Origin of the sequence: Gardnerella sp. DNF01151 (assembly GCF_049244235.1) — a bacterium.
GTDB classification, from domain to species: Bacteria; Actinomycetota; Actinomycetes; order Actinomycetales; family Bifidobacteriaceae; genus Bifidobacterium; species Bifidobacterium swidsinskii.
In genome coordinates this window covers 1,456,328-1,483,050 of sequence record NZ_CP058389.1, presented here as the reverse complement: position 1 = coordinate 1,483,050, position 26,723 = coordinate 1,456,328, and the positions used below count along the sequence as shown (strand labels likewise).

The 26,723-nt window shown below is 43.1% G+C and carries 19 protein-coding genes and 1 tRNA gene; 16 read left to right on the top strand and 4 right to left on the bottom strand.

The annotated features are described in order from the left end of the window. Positions 1 to 117 precede the first annotated feature (117 nt). A complete protein-coding gene (locus HXT37_RS06100; protein WP_421779450.1) occupies positions 118 to 2,136 on the top strand; it encodes a GH25 family lysozyme in 2,019 nt (672 codons plus the stop codon). Here HXT37_RS06100 and HXT37_RS06095 read toward each other — a convergent pair. Together HXT37_RS06095 and HXT37_RS06090 are read right to left on the bottom strand one after the other, a co-directional pair. Next, positions 2,122 to 4,218, bottom strand: coding sequence for a hypothetical protein (locus HXT37_RS06095; RefSeq protein WP_421779448.1), 2,097 nt, complete (start codon positions 4,216 to 4,218; stop codon positions 2,122 to 2,124). The genes HXT37_RS06100 and HXT37_RS06095 overlap by 15 nt on opposite strands. A 93-nt stretch (positions 4,219 to 4,311) precedes the next feature. Continuing rightward, a complete protein-coding gene (locus HXT37_RS06090) occupies positions 4,312 to 5,244 on the bottom strand; it encodes a glycosyltransferase family 2 protein (RefSeq protein ID WP_410309312.1) in 933 nt (310 codons plus the stop codon). A 406-nt stretch (positions 5,245 to 5,650) separates the two neighbouring features. Here HXT37_RS06090 and HXT37_RS06085 point away from each other — a divergent pair, with 406 nt between their 5' ends. From HXT37_RS06085 to HXT37_RS06035, 11 genes are all read left to right on the top strand, one after another. Next, positions 5,651 to 7,510 (top strand): phosphotransferase, encoded by a 1,860-nt coding sequence (locus HXT37_RS06085; protein ID WP_116431544.1) that lies wholly within the window; start codon positions 5,651 to 5,653, stop codon positions 7,508 to 7,510. Positions 7,511 to 7,513: 3 nt separating this feature from the next. Continuing rightward, positions 7,514 to 8,452, top strand: coding sequence for a DMT family transporter (locus HXT37_RS06080; protein WP_103013906.1), 939 nt, complete (start codon positions 7,514 to 7,516; stop codon positions 8,450 to 8,452). Between the two features lie 100 nt (positions 8,453 to 8,552). Beyond that, positions 8,553 to 9,707 carry a LicD family protein gene (locus HXT37_RS06075; protein ID WP_033888482.1) on the top strand — a complete coding sequence of 385 codons (1,155 nt, stop codon included), beginning with the start codon at positions 8,553 to 8,555 and terminating at the stop codon, positions 9,705 to 9,707. An 84-nt stretch (positions 9,708 to 9,791) separates the two neighbouring features. Continuing rightward, the gene (locus HXT37_RS06070) at positions 9,792 to 12,095 is read left to right on the top strand and encodes a hypothetical protein (protein ID WP_103013907.1); all 2,304 of its coding nucleotides are present in this window, start codon (positions 9,792 to 9,794) and stop codon (positions 12,093 to 12,095) included. Positions 12,096 to 12,177: 82 nt separating this feature from the next. After that, positions 12,178 to 13,428 (top strand): acyltransferase family protein, encoded by a 1,251-nt coding sequence (locus HXT37_RS06065; protein ID WP_421779445.1) that lies wholly within the window; start codon positions 12,178 to 12,180, stop codon positions 13,426 to 13,428. 23 nt (positions 13,429 to 13,451) lie between these two features. Then, complete coding sequence (locus HXT37_RS06060) at positions 13,452 to 14,297, top strand: ABC transporter permease (protein WP_004109231.1); 846 nt, start codon at positions 13,452 to 13,454, stop codon at positions 14,295 to 14,297. Further along, positions 14,297 to 15,553: an ABC transporter ATP-binding protein gene (locus tag HXT37_RS06055; protein ID WP_102155635.1), complete on the top strand. Its 1,257-nt coding sequence runs from the start codon at positions 14,297 to 14,299 to the stop codon at positions 15,551 to 15,553. The genes HXT37_RS06060 and HXT37_RS06055 overlap by 1 nt, the downstream gene beginning before the upstream one ends. Positions 15,554 to 15,610: 57 nt before the next feature. After that, entirely contained in the window at positions 15,611 to 17,350 is a 1,740-nt protein-coding gene (locus HXT37_RS06050; RefSeq protein ID WP_421779443.1) for a glycosyltransferase, read from the top strand. After that, complete coding sequence (locus HXT37_RS06045; RefSeq protein ID WP_064621478.1) at positions 17,350 to 18,318, top strand: glycosyltransferase family 2 protein; 969 nt, start codon at positions 17,350 to 17,352, stop codon at positions 18,316 to 18,318. Before HXT37_RS06050 ends, HXT37_RS06045 begins: the two co-directional genes overlap by 1 nt. A 98-nt stretch (positions 18,319 to 18,416) precedes the next feature. Continuing rightward, positions 18,417 to 19,658 carry a UDP-galactopyranose/dTDP-fucopyranose mutase family protein gene (locus tag HXT37_RS06040; RefSeq protein ID WP_076003055.1) on the top strand — a complete coding sequence of 414 codons (1,242 nt, stop codon included), beginning with the start codon at positions 18,417 to 18,419 and terminating at the stop codon, positions 19,656 to 19,658. Between the two features lie 278 nt (positions 19,659 to 19,936). After that, positions 19,937 to 20,021 (top strand) — tRNA-Ser (locus HXT37_RS06035). Between the two features lie 133 nt (positions 20,022 to 20,154). Here the strand turns inward: HXT37_RS06035 and rfbB are convergent. Next, positions 20,155 to 21,246: a dTDP-glucose 4,6-dehydratase gene (rfbB, locus tag HXT37_RS06030; protein WP_102703245.1), complete on the bottom strand. Its 1,092-nt coding sequence runs from the start codon at positions 21,244 to 21,246 to the stop codon at positions 20,155 to 20,157. 248 nt (positions 21,247 to 21,494) lie between these two features. Between rfbB and HXT37_RS06025 the strand changes: the two genes are divergently transcribed. The 4 genes from HXT37_RS06025 (at position 21,495) to HXT37_RS06010 (ending at position 25,575) form a co-directional block, all read left to right on the top strand. Continuing rightward, a complete protein-coding gene (locus HXT37_RS06025; protein WP_217430568.1) occupies positions 21,495 to 22,571 on the top strand; it encodes a DMT family transporter in 1,077 nt (358 codons plus the stop codon). Positions 22,572 to 22,688: 117 nt separating this feature from the next. Continuing rightward, on the top strand, positions 22,689 to 23,702 hold the full coding sequence (locus HXT37_RS06020; RefSeq protein ID WP_012914450.1) for a ribose-phosphate diphosphokinase: 1,014 nt from the start codon (positions 22,689 to 22,691) through the stop codon (positions 23,700 to 23,702). 131 nt (positions 23,703 to 23,833) lie between these two features. Further along, positions 23,834 to 24,172: an ACT domain-containing protein gene (locus HXT37_RS06015; protein WP_102155642.1), complete on the top strand. Its 339-nt coding sequence runs from the start codon at positions 23,834 to 23,836 to the stop codon at positions 24,170 to 24,172. Positions 24,173 to 24,210: 38 nt separating this feature from the next. Continuing rightward, entirely contained in the window at positions 24,211 to 25,575 is a 1,365-nt protein-coding gene (locus tag HXT37_RS06010) for a PFL family protein (protein WP_103013910.1), read from the top strand. A 259-nt stretch (positions 25,576 to 25,834) separates the two neighbouring features. Here HXT37_RS06010 and HXT37_RS06005 read toward each other — a convergent pair whose 3' ends face one another. Then, positions 25,835 to 26,629 (bottom strand): peptide ABC transporter permease, encoded by a 795-nt coding sequence (locus HXT37_RS06005; protein ID WP_421779803.1) that lies wholly within the window; start codon positions 26,627 to 26,629, stop codon positions 25,835 to 25,837. Positions 26,630 to 26,723 lie beyond the last annotated feature (94 nt).

The window sequence follows — 26,723 nt, the reverse complement described above, 5'->3', positions numbered from 1 at the left end:
TTTTGCAATTTTCTTTTTAATGGTTTATTTATTTCAGTTTTTTGTGAAAATCACATGTTTTGCATATTGTTTTCACATTTTCATTGAATTTATGCTTGCTATTAGGGTGCTATTGCTATGGTAATAGCGGAGAGACACGTAAAAAACATGTCTGGAGGACTCGTGGGACAGATTATCGTACGTGTATTAGCTGGATTAGTGTCGGCTGCTACTGCTTTCACTATGAATGTCGTTGCGCCGCAAAAATCTTCATCGATTGAACATGTGCATGCAAATGTGCGTGCTAATGTGTATACCAATGTGCATACTAAAAGTGTTGTTAAACCTATTATTCAATCACATTCTGGCACTGTGTATCAAAGCTCGTTTATTGATAATGAGTATGGTGCGCATTGGAGCGATGCTGATGGCACTACGGCTTTTATTGATGGAAATGATGATGTGTTCGTTAATAACGCTAAGGCGGTTATTGATGTTTCTGAGCATCAAAAAGAAATTGATTGGGATGCTGTAAAAGCTTCTGGAGTAGATGGTGCGATTATTCGTATTAGCTATGGCTGGGATAATGGATATGACAAGCAAGCTTTGCGCAATATTAGCGAATGCAAGCGTCTTGGTATTCCATTCGGCATTTACATGTATTCCTATGCTGAAAAAGCTGAAGATGGTGCTGCTGAAGGTGCCGACATTGTAAATCTTTTGCAGGGTGCTGGAGTAAGTCCTCAAGATTTAACGTATCCTGTTTATTATGATTTGGAAAAGTGGAGCTGGAGTGGTCATAAACCACCAACATCACCATACGTTTACCAGGATATTGTTGCTTCCTGGTGGAATCAGTTAGTTTCTGCAGGCTACCATAAGCTCGGCGTTTACTCTTATGCAAATTATTTGAGAGGACCATTAAATTCTCAGTATATTCACGAGCGTACAAGCTGGGTTGCTAGCTACGGTTCTCGCGTAGGCTTCCCTATTTCTACAGCATTGCGCGGATGGCAGTACACTTCCGACGGCAGCGTTGACGGAATTGATGGTCGCGTCGATTTGAACGCATTCGGCATGGCTGGTGGCGGCGAAATCAATGGTGTTTCTGAGTTTGGTAGCACTATTACTAAGCCTAATTCTTCTAAGCCTTCTGGAGAAACGCGCAACTATGGTAGCTGGACTGTAAAGAGTTCTGGTCGTCGTGAAGTATGGACTAATGGAGACAAGAAGTTTGTGCTCCAGTACGAGCTTCGCGATTCATATTATGCTCATGGCGGTCCTGGTCGTCTTGGTGCTCCTGTTGCTGATGAGGAGAATTTGGGTGCTGGCTGGTGGCGTCAGCACTGCCAGCACGGCGATGTGTTTACGCAAGGCCGAGATAAGAAGTACGTAATCCAGTACGAATTGCGCGACTCCTACTACAAGCACGGAAGCTATTCGCGACTTGGCTCGCCTATTTCCGACGAGGAAAACATGGGTGGCGGCTGGTGGCGTCAGCACTGCCAGCACGGCGACGTCTGGACGCATGGCAGAGACATTAAGTACGTGATTCAGTTTGAGTTACGCGACTCTTACCAAGGACATCGTGGTGCTGCTTGGCTTGGTGCTCCTGTTGCCGAAGAGGAAAACATGGGCGGTGGCTGGTGGCGTCAGCGTTGTCAGAATGGTGATGTTTGGACGCATGGTAAGGATAAGAAGTTTGTTATCATGTTTGCTCTTCGTGATTCTTACTATAGGCATCGCGGTGCTGGTTGGCTTGGTGCTCCTGTTGCTGATGAGGAGAATTTGGGTGCTGGCTGGTGGCGTCAGCGTTGCCAGAATGGTGATGTTTGGACGCATGGTAAGGATAAGAAGTTTGTTATCATGTTTGCTCTTCGTGATTCTTACTATAGGCATCGCGGTGCTGGTTGGCTTGGTGCTCCTGTTGCTGATGAGGAGAATTTGGGTGCTGGCTGGTGGCGTCAGCGTTGCCAGAATGGTGATGTTTGGACGCATGGCACAGACAAGAAGTTCGTTATCATGTTCAATCTTCGCAAGGATTATTATGCGCGCGGTGACTTTAAGAAGCTCGGCGCGCCTATTGAAGATGAACACAATGATGGCAATGGCTTATGGCATCAAAAGTGCCAGAATGTTGTGTTAGAAGCCCACTGATAGCATTTGGCTCCATGCAATAAAAGCATCTGGATTCGTGTATTGTATTTCATTCGCAGCTTCTGTGTGATTTGCAAATACAAGCAAGAATCCTAATACTATCGTTAATGTAGTGCATGCAACGATTAGAGTTTGAGTAGACATTTGGTTCCTATTCAATTCGATATTGTTGCATGCATTTTCTTTATCTAATTGCAACTGCGCATCTTGATTAGCTGAGCAATTTCTTCTAGCAAAACCAATAGATGCAATAATCATAAGAATTATTATTGAATCGCAATAATAACGGTAAAGGCTGCCGCCTAAGCAGTAGTTTACGTAGATTAACATAATCGAGAATGTTATTCCGCTTAAGCACATTATGTATTCGATTTTTTGCATGTACTTGCGTCTTATTAAGAAAATGCCCCAAATAAGTGGTATTGATAGCAGACCAAATGTCATGTGATTAAAGAAACTATTTCCATAATCCGAAATGTTTGAGCTGGTTATTGTAATATACGGGAATTCCGTATCTATGCTTGGTGGCTTTATAAAGAAGTTTATTAACAGGTCTTTGATTTTTAGAGGGTCAAATGCTATACGATTAAATCGCAAGTCAAAATTTGTTAATTGTTCTTTGTTACCAAAGTTAAAGAATGAACCAAAACGCAAGTAGTTATATACTAAGATTCCGGCAAACCCAGCTATTGCAGGAGTTAGGAAGCTTAAAGCTGCAGATACTTTATTTACTACGCTTCTGGAGTTGTTAAGCAGTAAAGCAATAAACAGTGGAGCTATAAACGCAACTGTGGAAATGCAAGAATTTGGTCTACAACCGCATTGCAAAGCTAAGCTTAATCCAGCTAAAGCAAATAATGCATACTGAGTAAATTTAGTCTTAAGCCTTACGGCTTTCAGTGATGCGTAAACAAATAATGTTCCGAAAAATATAGCGCTTACCATAGGAATGTAGTAAATCGATGCAGATGCTTGCAGATAAAAAACAAGGCATCCAAATGGTAAGGCTGCTCCTATAAGCAGCATTGAGCAGTAGTTTATTCGTATTTCAAAGAATGTTATTATTTCTTTCCACAATGCAAATAATGCTGGTATTGTAATTGCTGCAAATAATGTTGTGACCATTATTGCGCTCGGCATCCAAGCTGGGAACAAAGCGTTAAACGGCAAATAAGTTAAAATAAACGGTACTATTCCAAAGTAGCAATAATATTTGCCATTATGCAGCACAACATCCCATATTGCAGGAGTTCCCTCGCGCACTAATTGCATTCTTTTGCCAATGCTAAATGGGTTTGTTGAATGCAATAAGCCATTTGGTGGGTCTTGTAGCAAAGATAGCGATCCTTGTTTCCAGGCTTTTAACTGCTCTGTATATGGGTTTCCGTCTATAAAATCGTATTTATCGTAGGAGAGTGGAACGCGTATTCGATTATAAGTGTTTAATCGGAGCCAAATATACAGTGAGAATCCGGTTACTATTGCGCACAAAGCCCAAAAAATTATGGTTTGAGCTCGATCTCCTTGAATATAGGCTATTTTGTGCCATTTTTTCTTACGTATAGTTATAATCGCGGATCCAAAAACGAATAATATAGCCCATTTTCCATAGTTTATGTGCAACTTGTATTTTGGATTAATTGTTATATTTTTAACAACGATTCCGTTTGGCGTTTCATTAAAGTGTAATTTTATTTTGTTTAGTTTTCCGTGACTTTCTAAACGTACTTTAGTCGTATTAAATTTTCCTGTTGTTATTTTAAATTGGCTAGCTAAAGCGTATCCAGGAGCTACACCAAAGTCTTCTAATTCTACGCTTCCAGTTACGTAATAAACTGGTTTTGTTTGTTGTAGCGAAATCTCTAATGTTTTGCTGTACGTGTTTAAGTTTGTGAATTCTACATCTGCGCCATTTTTAGATATATGTACGCCGTCATTTTTGTATTTTGCATATATTTCATCACGGCTTGCGTTTGTAGAGTCTTCTGCTTGTTCAGCTTTTAGTTCTTTTACTGTGCTTAAATTTATGCTTTGTGTTTTAAATCCTAATTCGGATGCTTGAAATAAGTTACTAAAAAACATTAGTGTTATTAGTCCGCTTATAACAAAGCACACTATATATGGCAAATAAGTTTTTAGTTTAAGATTGTTTTTTATGACGGCTCGCACAGGTTGCTACTTTCTATTTCTTTTTATGTAATCAAAAAGGTTTACTTGTTCTATAAAACGTTTGCGCTCATTTTTGGCTAAAATCTCAAGAATAATTCCGGAAATAAAGAATAGTAATCCTGTAATAATTAGCATTACAGCACCAATTAGAGTAGGGAAGCGTGTTACTAGGTGTGTGCGCCAAAATTCTATGAATGGAAGCATGCATGCTCCTACTCCGCACAGTGTTATTATTACGCCAAGTGTTCCAAAGAAAGGCATTGGTTTGTATTCGCGAATCATGTGAAAAATGGTTGAAAGCACTCGAATACCGTCTCCAACTGTGTCTAGCTTGCTAACTGATCCTTCTGGGCGGTCACGATACTGAATTGGCATTTCGTACAGTTTTATATTGTTGTTAAGCGAATGAATTGTCATTTCTGTTTCAACTTCAAATCCGCGCGAAAGTACAGGATAAGTCTTTACGAATGAAAAAGAAAAAGCACGGTAGCCTGTCATAATATCAGTTACTTTTGCGTGGAAAAGCGTGTTAATTGCGCCTCTAACTAAACGATTTCCAAAATTGTGGAATGGTCGCTTATTCTCTTGGAAATACGTAGAACTTAGACGGTCGCCAATAACCATGTCGTAGCCTTCAACGATTTTTGCAACCATATCTGGTGCCGCTTCAGCAGGATATGTGTCGTCGCCGTCTGCCATTACGTAAACATCTGCGTCTATGTCTTGGAACATTGCACGAATCACATTGCCTTTGCCTTGTCTTGGCTCTTTACGAACCACAGCACCTGCTTCTTTGGCTATTTTTGCAGTATTGTCCGTTGAGTTGTTGTCGTACACGTATATCGTTGCTTCTGGAAGTGCCGCCTTAAAGTCTTTAACAACTTTTCCAATGGTGATTGCCTCGTTATAGCACGGCAGCAGCACTGCGACAGAAGTCATAATATGTCCCTTCATAATGGCGAATGGTGCGCATGGAATGAGCAGTAATGTTCTTATACTATGTGCATATCACTGTTATCTTACCTATTGTTGTGGATTGTAGTGCAACAATCTATTTGCGTTTATGTGGCAGTGTGCAGTACTGTGCGTAGTACTTGCGCATATAGTCTGCTATACTGCGTGGCAAGTGTTATGTAATTTTTTCAAGTTATGTAATGAATGTGAGTATTAAGAATAGTTATGGTGGCATGCAATACGTATAAAAGTGTATGCTGCAAACAGTGTCAAATGTTCAAAATAAACTAATAATAATTATTTTTTGAACACCTTTGTGCATACTATACTAATGCAACAAAATGTATAGAGTCATCATTATGCACCTCGACTAGTGCATGGAGACACTGTTATGGAAGCATATTCAGCATTAACTCATAACGAATTTGCTGTAATATCAGCATTGCAACGTTTGCCAGGAAGTAATCAACGTACTATAGCTGAGCATACGAAGCTTTCATTAGGCACAGTAAATAGTGCGTTACGCGATGCTATTCAGCATGGGTTTGTTGTTAATGGTGAAGTTACATCAAAAGGTCTTACCGCACTCGAACCGCATCGCGTCCACAATGCGGTGATCATGGCAGCTGGCCTTTCCTCCCGCTTTTCCCCGATTTCTTACGAATTGCCAAAAGGTTTACTCACTGTGCGCGGCGAAGTGCTTATTGAACGACAAATTCGTCAATTACAAGCGGCAGGAATTAAAGATATTAGCGTGGTGGTTGGCTACAAGCAGGAACGTTTCTTCTATTTGGAAGACAAGTTTACTAAAGGCGATTTTTGCGTAAAAATCGTGCCAAATAAGGAATATCGTGAGCGTAACAACAACAGTTCAATCATGGCTGTTGCTCACCTTTTAAGTAACACGTATATTTGTTCTTCTGACAATTATTTCGACGAAAATCCTTTTGAACCATACGTGTGGAAGGCTTACTATTCTGCGCAATATCAGCGGGGCCGCACTAAAGAGTGGTGTATGAGTGTAGGTGCGCACGATCGCATTACTTCGGTAACTATTGGTGGCAGTGATGCGTGGTACATGATTGGTCACGTGTATTTTGACAGCGAATTTTCGGCTAAGTTTGTGCGAATTTTGCGTGCGGAATATGATTTGCCGCAGACTGCTGGCAAGTTGTGGGAAGACATTTTGATTGAGCATTTAGACGAGCTTGATATGCGCATGCGCCGCTACGATGCGCCGATTATTCACGAGTTCGATTCGTTAGATGAGCTTCGCGAGTTTGATCCGCTGTTTTTGGAAAATGTTGACAGTGAAGTTTTTGACCGCATCGTTAAGGTGCTTGGTTGCAAAAAGTCGGATATTCGCGACGTTTACCCGTTGAAAAATGGTTTGACGAATCTTTCTTGCCATTTTATGGTTGGTTCTAACGAGTATGTGTACCGTCATCCGGGGGTTGGCACGGATGTGTTGGTGAATCGCCAGGCTGAGGATGAGGCTTTGCGTGCGGCGCAGCGCCTTGGTTTGGACGGTACGTTGGTTGCGGATGATCCGAAATACGGCTGGAAAATTTCGCATTTTTTGAAAGGTTGTCGTACCGCTGATTTTCACGATTCTTGCGATTTGCGCGAAGGTATGTGTCTGATTCGTAAGCTTCACAACAGTGGTGCTACGGTGAGTAGATGCTTCGATTTTTATGAGGAATCTCAGCGTTATTTGCGCGATTTGCGCGCTCGCCGTGTTGCGTTGCCTGAGGGTGCTGACGCTTTGCTTCATAAGGTTGATTGTTTGCATGAGTGCGTGAGTAAAGATGCTTGTCAAAAAATTTGCTTGGCGCACAACGATATATTGGGTGCGAATGTGCTTGTGGATGTTGCTGGACGCTACCATCTGATTGATTGGGAGTATGCGGGGATGTCGGATTATGCGCAGGATTTGGGTACGTTGTGCGTGTCTGACGCGCTTAATGAGCAGGAATTTGACGCGGTTCTAGCGGAGTATTTTGAGCGCAATCCTACTTGTGCTGAGCGTCGTCATTGCATGGCGTACGTTGGTTTTGCGGGGTGGTGTTGGTATTTGTGGTCGTTGGTAAAAGAGGCTGAGGGGGAGCCTGTAGGTGACTGTCGTTATTTGTATTACCGTTATGCGAAACGTTATGTCGACCGCGCTTCGAGCGAATATGGTGCCGTATCCGCTGAATCCTCTGAATCTGCTGGTTGTGACGGGTCTGCAGGCTCTGTAGTAAAGGTGTGATTTATGAAATATTCCTTAATAAGCGGACTGTTTTGGGGACTTGATACTGCTTTGCTTGCGGTATTGGTTGCGTTATCTGTTCATGGTTTAACACCTTCTGCAGTATGGTATGTGGGCGTTGTGGGCGCTTGCGTTCACGATGTTGTGTGTGCTGTAATATTGTGGATTTATATGGCTTGTCGTTCAAAGTTGCGCGAAACTGTTGCTCTTTGCAAACGTACGAAATTGATTGTGCCTATTGTGTTGAGTTCGCTTCTTGGAGGCCCAATTGGTATGACCGGTTACGCTATTGCGGCAAGCAATATTGGTGCCGGTTACGCTGCTGCGATTTCCGCACTGTACCCGGCTTTTGGCATAGTACTTTCTTCTATTGTGTTGCGCGAACGCTTAAGTGCGTTGAAATATTGTGCTTTTGCTGTAACGCTTATTGCGGTAGGAGTGCTTGGCTACTGTTCTTGCGCGGAATCTTCAACCGCAACTGTCTTCTCTCCGGGCAGCATAGTCTTAGGTTTGATTGCGGCTATTTTCAGTGTTATTGGTTGGGGAAGTGAAGCCGTTGCTTGCGCGTGGGCTACCAGAAAGCAAAGCGTGGACGACGAAGTAATGCTGCACGTGCGCGAAACTGTTTCCGCACTGTCGTACGCCTTACTCATTGTGCCGTTGTGTACGATACTGCCGGTTTTTAGCGTAAAGATTATGCAATCAGCCGGCTTTATTGCGTTAGCTATATTTATAGCGTTACTTGGTGCTGCTTCCTACTTGTGCTACTACCGCGGTATTGCTCAGGTTGGTGCGACGCGCGCTATGGCTGGAAATATTACGTACGCGGCGTGGAGCATGATTGCAGCAGCGTTACTTTCTCAAACGATTCCGCCGCTTATTGCGTGGGTTTGTTGCGTGGTGATAATTGCGGGGACGGTAGTGGTGGCTTCCGAAAAATAATCGCAACGGAGTATGATAAACCTGTATTGCATTGTGGCAACAGTTTATAGCAGTACGCTATAGCAAGTATGTTTTTAAATAATGAGGGAGTAATGAACTTATGGTTTCGCAGTTACGTCGCATAGTGAGTTGGATAATAGGCAGACTCCCTTCGTCAAAACGCTCTATTGTGGAAGTGCGCGAGCAGCTGAGTGCTATTCAAACGCAAATTTCTCGATTGCAAGAATGTGTCGACGCTCGCTGCGCTCATCTTGAGGTTGGGCAGTATAACGTTGAGAAGTCGTTGCGTGCGGAGATTTTGACGAATCGTGAGCAGTCTTCGATTATGGCTTGGTCAAACTATAGGAAAGATGGCGAAAGTAGCGTGGATGCACATAAGCGTTTCTTCCTTAGTTTGCCGAAAGCTACAGGTTCTATGCGCGTTATACAACGTGGTTGCGCGTCGCTGCTGAGCGAGTTTGCGCAGATTGCGCAGCAGCATAATCTTCAGTATTGGGCTGATTTTGGTACGCTGCTCGGTTGCGTGCGTCATCGTGGGTTTATACCTTGGGATGACGATGTTGACTTGGGTATGATGCGAGAGGATATTGATAAGCTGCTAACGATGTTGCGCGAGGATGCCGCGTTGTGCGCGCGCTACCGTGCGGTGCTCGTGTACGATCCGTACGTGTGCTGCCGTCAGTTGCGGTTCCGTTACGCGAATAATAGTAATCCTTGTTTTTTGGATATTTTCTTCTACGATTACGCGCCTGATTTGACGCCTGAACAGCAGCAGAGTTTTGTGTCTTTGCGTAAGGATTTGCAGCAAGAGTTGCGTTCGCAGACTTTTTTCAACACATGGCTTGACCGCGGTTATGTTGAGCAGGGCGGCGAATATACTGCGGAGATTGAACAGATTTTTCAGAGTTTCCAAAAGAAGGCTGTAAACCAGGGGCTTGTGGTGAGTAAGTCTTGCGCGCGCAACGTGGTGTACGGTTTGGATAATGTTGATGCTGAGAATTTGTATATTGCACGATGTGCCGAAATGTTTCCAGTAAAAATGGCAACTTTTGAAGATTTTTCTGTTGCTATACCGCAGTTATCGGAAGATATTTTGGAACGCGTGTATGGTGATATTTATCAGCTGCCGTCGGATATTATTACGCACTTCCGTCATGTCGACTGTGAATCGTTGCATAGCAGCCATGCTGACGATGTAATCGAGCAGGATATTCGTTCAAATCCGTATGCGATCGATTGTGGCAGACTTGAGTGAGTTATGTAACGCTACAAAACGGTAACTCTACAAAACAGTAACGTTAAGAATGGCAATAGTACGAAGGAATTAACAGGTGTGCATATGGGCGATACGAGCAATAGTAACGGTAATGCGACTGCTGTAAATGATGTGGCGGCAGAAAGAAACGTAACGATGGCGGGTAGTGCAGTAAGTAGCACAATAAGTGGTGCAATAAGCAGTGCGATACAGTGCAGTCGCGATTGTGCTCGCGCTACGCGTTCTGTTTTACGACGCATATCGCTAATTATGCCGCTTATTATTGTGCTTCTGCTGGAACTTGTATGGTTCAACTTTCCGGCAATCGAATCGTCAGGATTCAAGCCAACTCCTGTTCAGAGAGTTTCAACCGGTGCAGGTTTGACGCGTCACGGCGACGTGTATACAGTTACCGGCAAAAACGATCAATACATACAATTGCATTACGCTCAGCCTTCTCAAATAAATAACATTTACGTCGATACGCGCTCGCCTCACACTCGCACACTCGATATTGCTGTGTATGTGTTGGATGGCGGCAATAGTACTTCCTATATTCAAGTTGCGTCTCAGCCAGTTACGTCGAATGTGAACGATACGAAGTATGTGCGCGTGCATGCGGTTGATAAAGTTGCGGGCTTGCGTTTGAGCACGAAGCTTCAGAAAGGCGATTCTTTTACAATTGCTAATCTTGCGTTGAACCAGCGTAGACCGTTACATATTTCACTTATTCGTGTCGTGATGTTGTTGCTGATTGCTTACGCGATATACGCGTTGGCTCCGCGTTCGCGCATTTATAAAGAAGCACTTGATTTGCGTGTGCGCAAGCAGCAGTTGTGGCTTGTTGCGTTAATGCTAGTGCAGTGCGCAATACTTATTGGAGTAACGAAAGTTACTGGTACTCAACACATGTTTACAGCTGGTGTGTGTAATAACGGCGGCTTTATATGTGACGCCAACCAGTACAATCACCTCGCCAACAGTCTGCTCAAAGGTCACCTGTACTTGGATCTGCCGGTTCCTGACTGGCTGCCGAATATGAGCAACCCTTACGATGCAGGCGCGCGCTACGCCATGTCGATAAAAACTGGTCAACCAACTTACTGGGATTATGCGTTCCACGGAAGCCACTACTTTACTTACTTCGGCGCACTTCCTGCACTGTTACTTTTTGTGCCGTTCAAAGTACTTACCGGCCACGATTTGCGTACAGATTACGCCGTCGCCTTCTTTGCTGTCGCTTTCGCAATTGCTTCTATCTATCTTATGGTGCAATTACTTCGACGCTTCTTCCCAAAGCGATCCTTCGGCTTCCTTGTGCTGTCGCATCTCGTTATGCTCATGTCCAGCGGAGTGCTAATTCAGGTGTATCTGCCGCAAATCTACTCGCTTCCTATGCTGTCATCATTGTGTTTCACCTGCTTAGGACTGGGATTGTGGCTACAAGCGCGAACTACTCAAGATGCTCTTTCTGAAACCCCGTACTTACGGAAGTCGCTACTCATTCTGGGAGCAGTATGTATTGCACTAAACCTATGGTGTAGACCGCAATTTATTCTGGCGTCACTGTTTGCTTTCGTAATTTTTAAGGAAGAAATCGTAAAGTACCGTCTATTTTTTGCCTTCAAACGAAGCAGCGTAATCAATACTATATGCGTAATCGCACCAATGATTCTTATAGGCTTAGCCGCCTGCTGGTACAACTACGCGCGTTTCGGTTCTCCACTCGATTTTGGTGCAACCTACAATCTCACCGGTTTTGACATGGTTCACCGCTCCTACTCTTGGGCGCGAATCCCATGGGGAGTATGGATGTACCTGTTCCAGCCTATTACTATTACGCCAGTTTTTCCGTTTATGGAACAATCCGTGCTGCCGTCAATGTTCCACGGGCAAATCATTATGGAGCCATTCTTTGGCGGCCTACTCGCTTACTCTCCTGTATGCGCAGCCGTAGTACTGTACCCGGTAGTAAAGCAACAATTACGCAAAAAGCAGCTTGCTGGATTCTTTACGCTCGGCTTAACATTGTCGATACTGCTTATGGTATTAGATGCGGAAGTAGTAGGAATTTCCAGCAGGTACTTTAGTGATTTTGGCTGGCTGCTAGCGTTGTGTGCAATTATGGTGATTGCAAGTCTTGTAGACAAAGTCTCGTCTTGCGCGCACATGGTTGACGTTCCTTCTGGTTGCGTCAACGAAACAGGCGAGGAGTCGCCTTCTAAAGCCAACTTTAAGTTAATGCACAAAGTTTTGATTATTCTGGTGATTTCCAGCGTGGGCTTGTGTTCCTTAAACCTCCTTGCCAACGGACGATACTCAGACCTTCAAGGCACTAGGCCGAGTATATACAGAAGTATCGAATCCTGGTTCTCGCCACTTACGTAACAGACGAATCAGTTGCAATTTGGTTACTATTAGTAAATTACAATTCAGATAATTTGAATAAAAAAATTTTGAAGAAGAAAATATGGTAGTAGAACAGAAACAATCAGCGCAAAAAGTAGCGTCTTCTGCACAAGCTCAAGCGGTATTACAATCGAGCAAAGACCTGCAAAATGGCACGCAAAAAGACCTGCAAGTTGAAGTCTTGCGAATTATTGCAATGCTTATGATTGTGGCCTGCCACATGATCATACATTTGAACATTCGCGAGCGCAGTTTCAATATGGAACTTTTGCCGGCTCCAGGCTTGCGTTCAGCACTTAAATTCTTAGTCGTACAATACGGTCAAGTTGGTGTCTCAACCTTCTTTATTATTTCCGGCTACTTTTTATGTCGCAAAACCTTCCGCTACCGACGCGTTTTTGCAGCGTGGGCGCAAATGTTCTTCTACTGCATTATCGTGCTGGCAGTAACCTTCGTAGCAGACTGCTTTGGCTTACTTCCGGAAAATTTGAGCAACTTACTTCACGGAAAAGAACTTGTCTACACGCTGTTATGGAATGTGACGCCATTTACTTACCGAAGCTATTGGTTCATGAGCGCGTACTTAATCATGCTCATGTTCATGCCTTTTATCAACATTCTTATAAGTCACATGACTCAGCGCAATCATGCTATGCTGCTGGTACTTCTTGCGTCAATCTCACTTATTCCGCTATATTTTGGCAAAAATTATACTTGGAACGATATTATTTACGCAATTTTTGGATATTTAGCCGGAGCTTTTATTGCGCAGTACGGTAGCGGAATAAAAAAACTTACTACGAAGCGACTTTGTGCGTGCGTAGCAATATCTACTGTTCTTATGCTCGCTTTCGACTATGTTGCTTCATCCGGGAATAAGTTTGTGCGAGTTCTTACGTGGGATCAGCAGATCCATGGCGGCATTGGAATACTGCCAATGATTATTGCAATGTGTATTTTCATTCTCGTACACCGAATAAATATGCTGCGAATTAAAGGACTAGCAAGAACTGTAATTTTGCGCGTTTCCAAAGCAACTTTCGGAGTGTACCTTCTTCACGAGCACATGTTTATTTTCATAGCGTTGTGGACGTTCGTGGCGTGGATGCTTCCTACAACTTCCTCAAGCGCACTCATAGTGCTACTTTACGCAATTACTTTAATTTGTACGTACGCAGCACTTTCAGTTGTTGCAGTTGTAATAGATCTCGTTATCAAACCAATTTCCAACCGAATTGCGCTAACTTTGGAGCATGTCGCCAATTGCGTATGTTCTGTGCACAAAACGGATTCGCAATCCAAAATGGAGTAAGTAACTGGTAAACTATATATCTTGTGAAAAACATTGTAGATAAGTTGCGCGCAAGATACCACTATTCGTGGGTGGTTCTTAAAGAGCTGGTGAAAACTGATTTCAAATTGCGCTACCAAGGGTCTTTCTTGGGAGTTGCGTGGTCGGTTTTGCGACCGCTTATGCTGTTTTGCGTAATGTATGCAGTGTTTGCAAAGTTTTTGCGAATGTCGGATGGCACGCCCACCTATCCAGTTGTGCTTTTGCTTGGCATTAGCGCATGGCAGTTCTTTGGCGAGGCTACTTCGATTGGTTTACGTGCGGTGGTAGACCGTGGAGATTTGCTGCGTAAAATCCATTTTCCTAACTATATTGTGGTGGTTTCGGCAACTGTTGGCGCGTTAATCAGTTTTGCAATAAATCTTGTGGTAGTAATCATTTTTGCCATCTGCTCAGGCGTGCAATTTACGTGGTGGGTGCTATTAGTTCCTTTGAATTGTATACAGTTGTACGCATTAGCATTAGGCGTAACGCTGCTGCTAGCAACTATGTACGTGTATTTTCGCGACATTGCGCACTTGTGGGACGTGGCGCAACAAGTACTGTTTTACGCAATGCCAATCATTTACCCTCTAAGCATGGTGATTGGTAATAATTCTTTAGGAAGATGGGGAACGGTTATTGCAAAAGTGCAGTTACTTAACCCTATTGCACAATGTATTCAAGATTTGCGCCACAATCTTGTAGCACCTCTTACTCAGCCTACTGTGTGGAATTTAGTAGGGTCTCCTTTGCTGATGATGGTTCCGGTAGTATTAACCGTAATCTTGTGTGTGCTCGGCGTCGCAGTGTTCCGCAAGTGCAATCGTAAGTTTGCTGAGGTGATGTAATGAGCGAGATTGAGTTGACAAATACTGAAAAAGAAGAGTTGCAACCAGTCGTACTTTCAGTAGAACACGTAGGCAAATACTTTAAGCTACCAACTGAGCAAGCAAGCGGTTTGAAACAGGCGTTTATTAATTGGACGCGTGGTATCAAAGGCTACAAAGAACAGCACGTTCTGCGTGATATCAACTTTGAAGTACGCAAAGGCGACTTCTTCGGCATCGTAGGACGCAACGGAAGCGGCAAATCAACCCTACTCAAACTCATCTCTGGAATCTACGTACCAGACTCCGGACGCATACACGTCAACGGAAAACTCGTGCCATTCATTGAGCTTGGCGTAGGCTTCAACCCAGAACTAACCGGTCGCGAAAACGTGTTTTTAAATGGAGCACTATTAGGTTTTACGCGCTCGCAAATTGAAAACATGTATGACGATATAGTGCATTTTGCAGAACTTGAAGAGTTTATGGATCAAAAACTTAAAAACTACTCTTCTGGTATGCAAGTGCGTCTTGCATTTTCAGTTGCAATTCAAGCTCAGGGAGATATTCTAGTACTTGATGAAGTTCTTGCAGTTGGAGATGAAGCTTTTCAAAGAAAATGCGATGAATATTTTGCAAAGGTTAAAAAAGACGTAAGTAAAACAGTTATTCTCGTTACGCACGATATGAACGCAGTAAAGCGTTATTGCAATAAAGCTATTCTTATTAAGAATGGCGAAGTGATTGTTAACGGAGATAAAGACGATGTTGCAAATCGTTATACTCTAGAAAATCTTTCTAGCCAAAATGGCGGAGAAAGTGAAGATAGTTATGCTGTTGGCTTGAATGAGCGAGTGCCATTTATGCGCATTGTTCCTTTGAGTAAGCAGTTGCTCAATTGTAAAGAAAAATTCCGTTTTGCTATTGAATATGAATTCAATGAGCCTGGGAAATATTTTATAGCTGTAGCAATGCACGACATAAAACGTGGAGGAATCACGTATGATTCTGGAGCAGATAAAATTGAGCTCGAAGGAACAGGAAGACAAAAAGTTGAATTTGAAGTGCCTCTTAAAATCTTAAATAATGGCGAATTTAAGCTTGTTGCCTCTCTTCGTACTAGAAGCAAAACTGATCCTGAATTAACAGATATGGTTGCGTTTACTAACGACAGTAATTCGTGCATGTTTGCTGTAAGAGATAGTCAAAACCGTGAGTATGCGCTCTTAAATGACAATGCAATGACTTTTACTTGCTTAAAGCATTATAAATGCTAGCTTTATTTATTGCTGGTTTTATATGTGCTAAAGGCTAAAAATAAGGGTGTTTTAGTAATGAATTTCTTTAATCTAGATGTTAATGCAAAAACTTATATAGACTCTTTAAGCGAGCGTCAACGCAGGCTTATTGTGGGCGCTATAAACTATCATTCATTAACTGCACCGTCTAGAACTTTGCAATATCAAGTTTACATGGGTCAAAAATGGCAGTATCCTCGTTTAGCTGATTTCTCAGTTTTTGACGGTGCTTGTACAAAAAACGAAGGATTGAAACCAATCGCAACTTTTAGTGCACAATCAACTGTTAAAACTAATAGCGAATACACAAAAGAATTTTGGAATGAAGGCAAACTGTTTAAAGATAATGGCGTTAGGTATTTGTTGCTGACACCAGATGATGCAACCGACGATGATGTGATGTCTCACTGGGCTTCTGATACGTTAAAGCAGCACATTTACAAAGAGTGTGAATTACACGCACCTTCTATGTTTGATGTTGTTAGGGAAGTAATGCGCAAAAAACGCGAGTGTGATTCGAAGAAACTTGTTGAAGCGTATTGTCCTTGGAATAAAAAGAAGTTTGATTATGTTGCAAATGCTCACCAAAGAGAAATTGCAAAACAAGAAAATTGGGATTTATCAAATATAAAAGATGCTAGATTGGACTGTGTTTCTCCTGCTAAAAGAGTTGAAGGAGCTAAAAAAGCTATTATTATAGGTTTGCATTGGCTGCAAGCTGGTGGTGCAGAAAGATGGGCTGTAGAAACAATAAAACTTGCCAAAAAAGCTGGTTTTGTGCCAATTGTTATCACAGATAGAGACGGTCACCAGCCGTGGATTACGAAAGATTTCTGTGATGATGCTCTTGTATTACCACTTACTCCACCAATTAGAGAATATTGGGCGGATGTTCCACTTTTAAGATCTTTGTTTGAGCAATTTGACATTAAAGCAATAGCAATACACCATTGCCAATGGCTTTACGACCATATTTGGTGGGCTAAACAATTCTTCCCAGAAACACATATTATTGATTCGCTGCATATTGTTGAATACATAAATTGTGGAGGATATCCGCATGAAGCTGTAACACACGATAAGTGGATTGATTTGCACCATGTTATTTCTCCACAACTTGAAAATTGGTTGCATGATGTGCATGGTATTGAATCTTCCAAGATTGTTGACGCTCCACTTATTGGTCTTACTGCTGGAATTGGAAACGATTGCGTATCGCCGAGAAAAAATAAAAATGTTCTGAATGTTGCTTTTGTTGGAAGGATTGCAAGACAAAAACGTCCAGAAGCGTTTGTTCTTGTTGCAAAAGCTTTAAACAAAAAATATCCAGGAAAATTCCACTTCATTTTGCATGGAGATGGCGAATTAGACACATATGTTTCAGAACTTATATCTAGGTATGGTCTTGAAAACGTTATTGAGCGCAGATCTATGAAAATTCCAGCTCAAAAAACGTATGATGATGCGGACGTGCTACTTATTAGCTCTGTAAACGAGGGTATTACGCTTACAACTATTGAAGCGCTTTCTAATGGAGTTCCAGTAATTTCATCGGATGTTGGATCGCAAAAAACTGTTATAGCAAAAAGTGCGTTATTGCCAAGAATGACTTCTAGTTTTGTTAAAGCGTCTGTAAAGGAATTGTTTAAGATTATGGAGAATGATTCATATCGTTCATTATTGTTAAAAGAAGAAGTTGAAAAATTGCGCAATTTTGCAAAACTCGAATCTGCAGAAACGTTATTTACTAAGTTATTTGAAGAATGGAGCAAGTAATGTCAAATGCTCAAGTAGTGGATGCTAATAAATCAAAAGATAGCGTTAATGTTGCGGCTGTTGTAGTAACTTTTAACAGGTTAGAGAAACTAAAAACCGTATTGGCTTCGTTAGAATCTCAAACGCGACTTCCAAATCAACTAATCATTGTCAACAATGCTTCAACTGATGGCACGGATAAATATTTGGAAGAGTACACTCGCGATTTTGCGAATGGTCATTTGGAGAATCGAGTAAATCTTACTGTTGTAAATTTGCCAGAAAACGTTGGCGGTGCAGGCGGTTTTAGTGCTGGTATGCGTAAAGGGTACGAGCTTGGCGCAGATTTCGTGTGGATTTTTGACGACGATGGCTATCCTCAGCCACAAGCTTTGGAAAAGCTTCTAGATGGATTTAATGCTGCCGTAGGTGAGCTTGGTGCGGATGTTCCGTATGCTTGCTCAATGGTGAAGTTCGTGGACGGATCGATTTGCGAAATGAACAATCCAGTACCAACGTGGGATTGGGGAAGGCTTATTGCTAAAGGATTTAACAATCTCGTTATGGTTACAAGCTGTTCGTTTGTGTCGGTGCTTATTCCTCGTTGGGTTATAGAAAAGTACGGATTGCCATTTAAAGAATACTTTATTTGGTTCGATGATGCCGAATATACACTTCGTATTACGCGTGTATGCCCGGGCGTGCAGGTTCTCGATAGTGTAATTATGCATGACATGGGAGCAAACAAGGGTGTGAACTTTACAATGATTGACAAAAAGAATGCTTGGAAATTCGCATACGGCGTGCGTAATCAAGCATCTTACCGTTTGCATCACGAAGGTAAAGCAAAATACTTGCTTTTCTGCGCAAATGTAGTTCGTCAAATGCGAAGAGGGCATGTTGAGAGAAAGTTGCGCCGCAAAATGATTGGTCAAATGCTAAAAGCGATTAGATTTAATCCAAAAGTTGATTTTCCTAAAAATAAGTAGCGCAACAAGCGAAATGCTAGGTTAATAACTGGAATAGCTTAATAACGGGAATATATAAAGCATAATTTCAAAATAGACGTATCTTATAAAGGAATAAAATGTACGAAAAAGCAAAATCAGCAACTTACCCAGATTTAGTAGTTGTTGGAGCAGGATTGTTCGGCTTAACTGTAGCTCAGCAAGCAGTGGAGCATACGGGCGCTCGCGTTGAAATTATTGACGTTCGAAATCACATCGGTGGAAACGCTTACTCGTATTTTGACGAGCGCACAGGAATCGAAATTCACAAGTACGGAGCGCATCTTTTCCACACAAGCAACAAGCGCGTGTGGGATTATGTGAATCGTTTTACGTCGTTTACTAACTACGTACATCGCGTGTACGCAACGCACGACGGCGAAGTGTATCCGCTGCCAATCAACTTGGGTACAATTAACCAGTTCTTCCACGCGCACTACACGCCAGAGGAAGCAAAGGCTTTGATTGCAAGCCAAGCGGGGGAGTTGGCTGGCAAAGATCCGCAAAATTTGAACGATAAGGGCATTAGCTTAATTGGTCGTCCGCTTTATGAAGCGTTTATTAAAAACTACACGGCAAAGCAGTGGCAGACGGATCCTTCCGAGCTTCCTGCTGGAATTATTAAGCGCTTGCCTGTGAGATTTAACTATAATAATCGCTACTTTAAGGACACTTGGGAAGGCTTGCCTACGGACGGCTACACGGCTTGGATGCAGCGCATGATTGACGATCCGCGTATTCACGTTTCGCTTGGTGTAGACTTCTTCGACGAATCTCAGCCGTTTAATAAGCGCGCGCTGGCGGAAGCTGGAGTGCCGGTTGTTTATACCGGTCCGGTTGATAGGTATTTTGACTACGCTCTTGGCGAGTTGAAGTGGAGGACTGTGGACTTTAAGGAAGTGCGTTACGAGGAGAGTGACCACTTTGGCTGCCCAGTTATGAACTATTCGGATGCTGATGTGCCGTTTACGCGCGCGATTGAGTTTAAGAACTTTAATCCAGAGCGCGAGGAAGTTGGCGGAGAGGCTAGTGGCGATGCTGACGATTGCGCAACTTTCGTGCCGGGCAAAAGCGTGAAAGCTGGGGAAACTGTAGTGTGGCAGGAGTATTCTCGCGCTGCAACTCGCGACGATGAGCCTTACTATCCTGTGAATACTGATGCAGATAAAGCCTTGTACGCGCGCTATGCGGAGCTTGCTGCGGCTGAGCCTCGCACAGTTTTCGGCGGTCGCTTGGGAACTTACAGCTATTACGACATGCACAACGTAATCGACATGGCTTTGCGCGCTTACGAATCTCAAGTAGCGCCGTTGCTGGCTTAGGTGGTTTGGTGGGCGTTCTTGCGATTAGCCGCCGCGCGCGTAACCTGAAAGCACGTAACCTGAGCGCGCGCTAAAACGGCAATCAGGGACACGGATGCAGTTTGCTGACTGCGCGAGTGTCCCAAAACAAGCAAAATCCGGCCCTAATGCAGAACGCGATCTGCGCGAGTGTTCCCAAAAAGGTTGTCGGCGCGCGCGAGTTTGCAATATCCGCGATTCGTGGTATTCTATTTAAGTTGTTTGCTTGGCAAGCAGTTTGATTGCTAAGTTAGCAGTTTGGAGAATTCGCCTAGTGGTCTATGGCGCACGCTTGGAAAGCGTGTTGGTGTAACAGCCTCACGAGTTCGAATCTCGTATTCTCCGCGCCTAGGGTTTCTAGCCAATCGCTAGAAGCCCTTTTTTCATGCCGAAAACCCGATTGCCGCTTACCCGACGTCGCGCATGTTACGCTCTAATCACTCATGCAGGTCGTCGAGCGCAATTTCGTCACGCAAATTCAGTGCCCTAATTCAGCGTAATGCTGCTCGACTTGCGCTTTAATAGGCTTCCATAAATCAGTGTGAGAGTCGTACCACGATATTGTTTCTTGCAATTCTTGCTTCAAATTATCGTGCTTAGGCTCCCATTTTAATTGTGTTCGAATTTTCGTAGTATCTAGTGCGTAACGCCTATCCTCGCCTATTCTGGGATTTACATACGTTATATTTGATTCTGGCACGCCCATGAGTTGCATCAAAATCCGCAAAATATTTATGTTGTTAATTTCACAGTTAGCGCCAATATTATATGTTTCACCGATTGTTCCACGCGTTAGAACATGCCATATTGCGTCGCAATTATCTTCAACGTGGATCCAATCGCGTATCGAATCTCCTACGCCGTACAATTTTGCTGGCATATTGCACATAATGTTTGTAATTTGGCGAGGAATAAACTTTTCAATATGCTGTCGTGGCCCGTAATTATTGCTGCTATTCGAAATAGTTGCGCGCAAACCGTAAGTTCTACACCATGCTTTTACCAAGAGATCGCCTGCAGCTTTGCTTGCAGAATATGGACTAGATGGACAATATGGACTTGACTCGTCGAATTTAAGCACGCTGTCAATAGGAAAATCTCCGTAAATTTCATCGGTGCTTACTTGATGGAAGCGAATATTATATTTGTGTGCGAATTTAATGAGTGTATGCGTTCCTAAAATATTTGTGCTTATAAACGGGTCAGAAAACTCGATTGCATTATCGTTGTGTGATTCTGCAGCAAAATTTACGATTGCGTCTATAGCAGGAAGTGTTGTTCCTTCTGCAGTTTTAATTGGATTATGCGGATCTAATAGCTGATCAACTATATTTTCGTCTCGAATATCTCCGCGAATAAAAGCGTATCGGTTGTTTGCAAAATCTTGAGGTAAGTCGTAAAGATTTGCCATATTCCCAGCGTAAGTAAGCAAATCAAGTACCGTAACAGCAACCGTTACATGATATTTAGCTATGTAATGCACAAAATTAGATCCAATAAAACCTGCGCCGCCAGTAACTAAAATGTGGTGTGGTTGAAAAATATTACTGTTTGATGCGTAGTTGTGCATGTTTCCGCCTTCATATGACTAGTGCGTTGGTTTATGGCTTAAGTCACGTTGTTATTTTGGTTTATTTCGTTGATTTTATTGTTTAATGCGCGCGTTTTGAATTGTAATTTTTTAATACTATACATTTCTTTCGTGTGTGCAAGTAGAGTATGTTTTTCTAAAGTGTTGTTTACCAGCAAATTAGTTGAGTAGATGTGCAATAATTACTGCATGTTTGCTTGTTTTGGGGATGCGAGGTGAATCTAATAATGGTTAAGTTTTCTTGGCGTAGCAGTGCGCATGATTTGGATTCATCAAATATTGATTCCTCTTCAACAAAAAAGCAACAATCTTCAAAATTGCAATCAACAGGTTCAAAGACTTTTGACACATCAAAATCTGCAACAAAAGCAATCGAAGGTACTCCAAATAAACCTAATCCAGCGTTAAATCATTCTACAAACGCTATTCTTGTAGGAATATTTTTAACTCTTTTAGGTGGCGCATTTTGGGGTGCAAACGCAACAGTTTCGAAAATCCTCATGTCGACGTATCACGTATCTCCTTTGCAAATCGCTTGCGTTCGTCAAATTGCTGCTGGCATGTTATTTGTCATTACTGCTGCAGCTTGCACTCCTAAGCAGTTAAGTGGTGCTGTGAAAACTGGTCGTACTTGGATTTCAATGGCTATTACGGGAATTGTGTGCGTTCTTCTTACGCAAGTTTCGTATTTATGTACTATTGATTGGACTAATTCTGGCACTGCTACTGTGCTTCAAAGCCTTAACTTACTGTTTGTTTTGGTTTATGCGTGTTTCCACACTCGCCGCGTGCCAACTATGCGCGAAACTATTGGAGTTGTGCTAGCTTTTGCAGGAACTGCTTTAATGGCTACAGGTGGTAATCTTTCTTCACTGTCTTTGCCTGTTATGGGTTTGCTTTGGGGGCTTGCAGATGCTGCGTCTACAGCGGCGCTTGCTATTATGCCTGTGAAATTGATTGCAAAATGGGGAAATCTGACTGTTAATGGCATTACGTTTATTATTTCTGGTTGTATTATGCTCCCGTTTGTGCGACCGTGGGAAACGATGCCTGCATTAGATTTGCGCGCTATGCTGCTTTTTGCTTTTACCGTTATTGCTGGAACTTTTGGAGCATATTGGCTGTTCTTAGAGGGCATTATGCGAGTAGGTTCTGTTCGTGGCACTTTGCTTGGAGCTAGCGAGCCTGTTACTGCTGCAATTACTGCTGTTATGTTTACTGGAGCTGTTTTTTCATGGGCAGATTTTGTGGGATTCGGGCTTATTTTCGTAATGATGATTTTGCTTTGCAAGCGTAGTTCTTAATGATTTTAAAGTAACGCGCTAAAATAAAACGCTTGTTGTGTCGTACGAGGCGCACAAGCTGCTAAAATAGAAAGCGACTATGTCGCGCAACACCAGTTTGCAAACGGGAAGGCAATTATGTCAACAATTCTTGAAGGCAATCCAAAAAAGCAGATGATGTTAGTTACGGGTCGCGCATACCCAGAACTTGCTAATGAGACTGCACAGTATCTTGGTATTGATGTGCTTGAGACTACTGCCTACGATTTTGCGAATGGCGAAATGTATGTGCGCTTTACTCAGCCTGTTCGTGGTTCGGATGTGTTTGTGCTTCAGGCACACACGAATCCTATTAACAATTGGATTATGGAACAGCTGCTTATGGTCGATTCTTTGCGACGCGCATCTGCTCGCAGTATTAACGTGGTTGCACCGTTCTTTGGATATTCTCGCCAAGATAAGAAGCATCAGGGACGTGAGCCTATTACTGCTCGACTCATGTTTGACTTATTCCGCGCTGCTGGTGCCACGCGCATTTTGACTGTTGACATGCACGCAACTCAGGAGCAGGGTTTCTTTGACGGGCCTGTTGACCATTTGACTGCGATGCCTGTGCTTATTGATTATGTGCGAAACTCTATGAAGCTCGATAATGCAACTATTGTGTCTCCTGATGCTGGTCGCATCAAAGTCTCTGAGCAATGGGCTGCAAAACTCGGAGATTTACCTCTTGCTTTTATTCATAAAACGCGCGATATTACGCGCCCTAACCATGCTGAAGCTCACGGCATCATTGGTGAGATTAAAGGACGCGATTGCATTGTTGTAGACGATATGATCGATACTGCTGGCACTATTTGCGAAGCTGTACGTACTTTGCGTGAGGCTGGAGCAAAATCTGTTACTTTGGTTGCAACGCATGCTTTGCTTTCTGGACCTGCTGTTGAGCGTTTGAAAGCTGCTGGAGTTCGCGAGATTATTGTGACGGATACAGTTCCTGTGCCTGAAGAGAAGCGTCTTGATAATATGACGGTTCTTTCGATTGCGCCGCTTCTTGCTGCTGGCATTCGTTCCGTGTTCCGCTCTGGATCGCTTGTGTCGCTTCGCAATGCACTTCCGGAAGATATGAAGCAGCATAATATTTACGCATAAAAAATGTATAAAAGCGCATAAAGCGCATAAAAACGTATGATGTGTAAAATTGAAACAAATAACCGCATAATTTGCGTTAATGCATAAACTTTATGCATTAACATGCGGGTTCAAAACGGCAGGAGGCAAATATGGTCGCCAATAACACAACAGCAGTTGCAGAGAATAATGAATCGCAAGAAGCGTTGCAATCTGATGCTTTCAGGGCGATTATTACCGTTGTCGGCTGCGATACCGTTGGTATTATTGCAAAAGTTACTTCACATGCTGCCGAGCATAATGTAAATATTTTGAATATTTCTCAAACAATTGTCGACGGATTCTTCAACATGATGATGATTGTTGACGTGTCTACTGTTGATTGCGAATTTGGCAATTTTGCTGCAGGATTAGAAACGCTAGGAGACGAAATTGGCGTGCGTATTCGCTGCCAGCGTAGCAATATTTTCACTGCAATGCACAGAATCTAAAATCCGCAGCAATCTAAGTAAACGTAAGGAAGTACATAATGCTCAACCTGATGGAAGTAAGCGAAACTAATTCGATGATTGAGCAAGAACAGCTCGACGTTCGCACAATCACCATGGGAATCAACCTACTAGATTGCGCTTGCGAAAACGTGCAGGACGTTTGTTGTAAAGTTGAAGCAAAAATCACACGTCTTGCGAAAGATTTAGTAAAAACCGGTAACGATATTTCGCGCGACTACGGAATTCCAATTGTAAACAAGCGAATTACTGTAACTCCGATTTCGCTTGTTGGAGCGTCATCTTGTAAAAAGTCTGAAGATTTTGTGCAAATTGCGCACGCATTAGACAGAGCAGCACACACTGTTGGAGTTGATTTAATTGGTGGGTATTCTGCGCTTCCTGCAAAGTCGATGACTGCAGCAGACCGCATGCTTATTGAGTCGCTTCCGCAAGCCTTAAGCGAGACGGAAATTGTGTGCTCGTCTGTGAATGTTGGCTCAACACGAACCGGTATAGACATGGATTGCGTAGAGCTGCTCGGACGTACGATTAAAAAGATTGCTGAAGCTACAGCTGGAAACGATTCTTACGGTTGCGTTAAATTCGTGGCTTTTTGCAATGCTCCGGACGACAATCCGTTCATGGCAGGCGGCTTCCATGGTGTAACTGAAGGCGATGCTGTGATCAATGTTGGCGTGTCTGGTCCTGGCGTTGTTTCGAGTGCACTCGATGCTGCTAGAGGAAAAGACTTTGCTTTTCTGTGCGAAACTATTAAACGCACTGCGTTTAAAATTACTCGCGTAGGTCAGTTGGTTGCGCAAGAGGCTTCTCGCAGGCTTGGTGTGCCGTTTGGAATTATAGACTTGTCGCTTGCTCCAACTCCTGCAGTTGGCGATTCTGTTGGCGAAGTGCTTGAGAAAATCGGTTTGGATCAGGTTGGTGCTCCCGGCACAACTGCAGCGCTCGCTATGCTGAACGATCAAGTTAAGAAGGGCGGCATTATGGCAAGTAGCTATGTTGGCGGTCTTTCTGGAGCGTTTATACCCGTTTCGGAAGATGCAAATATGATTGCTGCTGCGAAGTCTGGCTGCTTGACTATTGAAAAGCTTGAAGCAATGACTTGCGTTTGCTCAGTCGGTCTTGACATGATTGCAATTCCTGGAAACACTTCCGCTGCAACGATTTCTGGCATGATTGCGGATGAATCTGCAATCGGCATGATTAATCAAAAAACTACCGCTGTGCGAATTATTCCAGTAATTGGAAAAGGTGTAGGCGAAATGGCGAACTTCGGCGGATTAATGGGATATGCGCCGATTATGCCAGTAAACCAAACAAGCTGCGAAGCTTTCGTAACTCGCGGTGGACGTATTCCTGCTCCAGTACACAGCTTCAAGAATTAGCGTGCGCTTTGACCGAGCTTGAAATCACAGGATTTCAAGCTCCTTCAAAGCGGAAACTCGCTTAAGTTGGAAGTCCGGGGGACTTCCAACGCGAGTTTCGTAGCGAGCGCGTTACCCGCGCGAGCGTCACCGTTTTTTCGTTACTGGTGCAGTCGTCAGCGCAAATGCCGGAGAACATGCGCGCAATTGGGGACTTACACCCCACATAAGTCCACAAAAACGAGCGCAGCGCTTCGGCAGGTCGTCGCACGCATAAATCCTACTGCACATTAATGATCACTGGCTCGCTGTGAAGCCCTGGCACGCGCTTATGCTCAAGCCGCGCAACGTATGTGCCGCGATCCACCTTCGGTAAATCGTCATCTGCAACACAGCCTTTTCCGACGGTAGTATTGGTATTCCAAGTGATTTTCTTTTCGAAATGATCACCCTTCGCCATAAGCAGCGGCTTTAATGCAGTGTCACAACTATCAGAACGCCATACTGCATGTGATAAGTAGTCAACGCTCTTACTTGCGTCTTTAAAGTCTTTGTTGTCTTTATTATCTTTCTTTTTATTATCTTTAGTTTCTTGCTTACCTTGCGTAACTTCTTCACTACTATTAATAGTTAGAACAGCATTCATATCCGATGCGTCAATAAGGCAAGAAGAGTTTCCTTCGTGCACAAATCGTTCTGTCAACTCAACACTACCGCCCATAGGAACAGTTTGTGACTTAGTAGAAAGCTCAAGACGAATATCTTTATCAGTGCAATGAGGTGTTAATCCAACAGGACGGGGGTCTGGCACTGAATGACGAACAATGGTAACTTCATGACCAGCAATCGCTTTACTAATAGCGGCAATACCCTTGCTCAAGCTAATAACACAAAATATTGCCAACATAATCAAAAGCAACAAAGCAATACCGACAACAATTCTGCGACGACGATACATTCTTCGTTTTGCTGCGCTCATGTTACGTACGGTCTTACGCACGGGTTTGCGCATCGGGTTGCGAACCGATGTTGCACTCGCATTGCGATGCGACTCACGTGGTGACGTAGTTGGCATTGACATATTTACCATTGTAATACATAAGTCGATGAGATGAACTGTACTCACTACACAAGGTAGACTCTCATACAAAGTAATTAAGCTGTTAATT

Coding starts and splice junctions, on each gene's coding strand:
- HXT37_RS06005 (WP_421779803.1), bottom strand. CDS start 26,629: ATGCCAACTACGTCACCACGTGAGTCGCATCGCAATGCGAGTGCAACA.
- HXT37_RS06100 (WP_421779450.1), top strand. CDS start 118: ATGGTAATAGCGGAGAGACACGTAAAAAACATGTCTGGAGGACTCGTG.
- HXT37_RS06075 (WP_033888482.1), top strand. CDS start 8,553: ATGGTTTCGCAGTTACGTCGCATAGTGAGTTGGATAATAGGCAGACTC.
- HXT37_RS06090 (WP_410309312.1), bottom strand. CDS start 5,244: ATGACTTCTGTCGCAGTGCTGCTGCCGTGCTATAACGAGGCAATCACC.
- HXT37_RS06010 (WP_103013910.1), top strand. CDS start 24,211: ATGCTCAACCTGATGGAAGTAAGCGAAACTAATTCGATGATTGAGCAA.
- HXT37_RS06080 (WP_103013906.1), top strand. CDS start 7,514: ATGAAATATTCCTTAATAAGCGGACTGTTTTGGGGACTTGATACTGCT.
- rfbB (WP_102703245.1), bottom strand. CDS start 21,246: ATGCACAACTACGCATCAAACAGTAATATTTTTCAACCACACCACATT.
- HXT37_RS06025 (WP_217430568.1), top strand. CDS start 21,495: ATGGTTAAGTTTTCTTGGCGTAGCAGTGCGCATGATTTGGATTCATCA.
- HXT37_RS06055 (WP_102155635.1), top strand. CDS start 14,297: ATGAGCGAGATTGAGTTGACAAATACTGAAAAAGAAGAGTTGCAACCA.
- HXT37_RS06020 (WP_012914450.1), top strand. CDS start 22,689: ATGTCAACAATTCTTGAAGGCAATCCAAAAAAGCAGATGATGTTAGTT.
- HXT37_RS06045 (WP_064621478.1), top strand. CDS start 17,350: ATGTCAAATGCTCAAGTAGTGGATGCTAATAAATCAAAAGATAGCGTT.
- HXT37_RS06070 (WP_103013907.1), top strand. CDS start 9,792: ATGGGCGATACGAGCAATAGTAACGGTAATGCGACTGCTGTAAATGAT.
- HXT37_RS06015 (WP_102155642.1), top strand. CDS start 23,834: ATGGTCGCCAATAACACAACAGCAGTTGCAGAGAATAATGAATCGCAA.
- HXT37_RS06095 (WP_421779448.1), bottom strand. CDS start 4,218: ATGTTTTTTAGTAACTTATTTCAAGCATCCGAATTAGGATTTAAAACA.
- HXT37_RS06050 (WP_421779443.1), top strand. CDS start 15,611: ATGAATTTCTTTAATCTAGATGTTAATGCAAAAACTTATATAGACTCT.
- HXT37_RS06065 (WP_421779445.1), top strand. CDS start 12,178: ATGGTAGTAGAACAGAAACAATCAGCGCAAAAAGTAGCGTCTTCTGCA.
- HXT37_RS06085 (WP_116431544.1), top strand. CDS start 5,651: ATGGAAGCATATTCAGCATTAACTCATAACGAATTTGCTGTAATATCA.
- HXT37_RS06040 (WP_076003055.1), top strand. CDS start 18,417: ATGTACGAAAAAGCAAAATCAGCAACTTACCCAGATTTAGTAGTTGTT.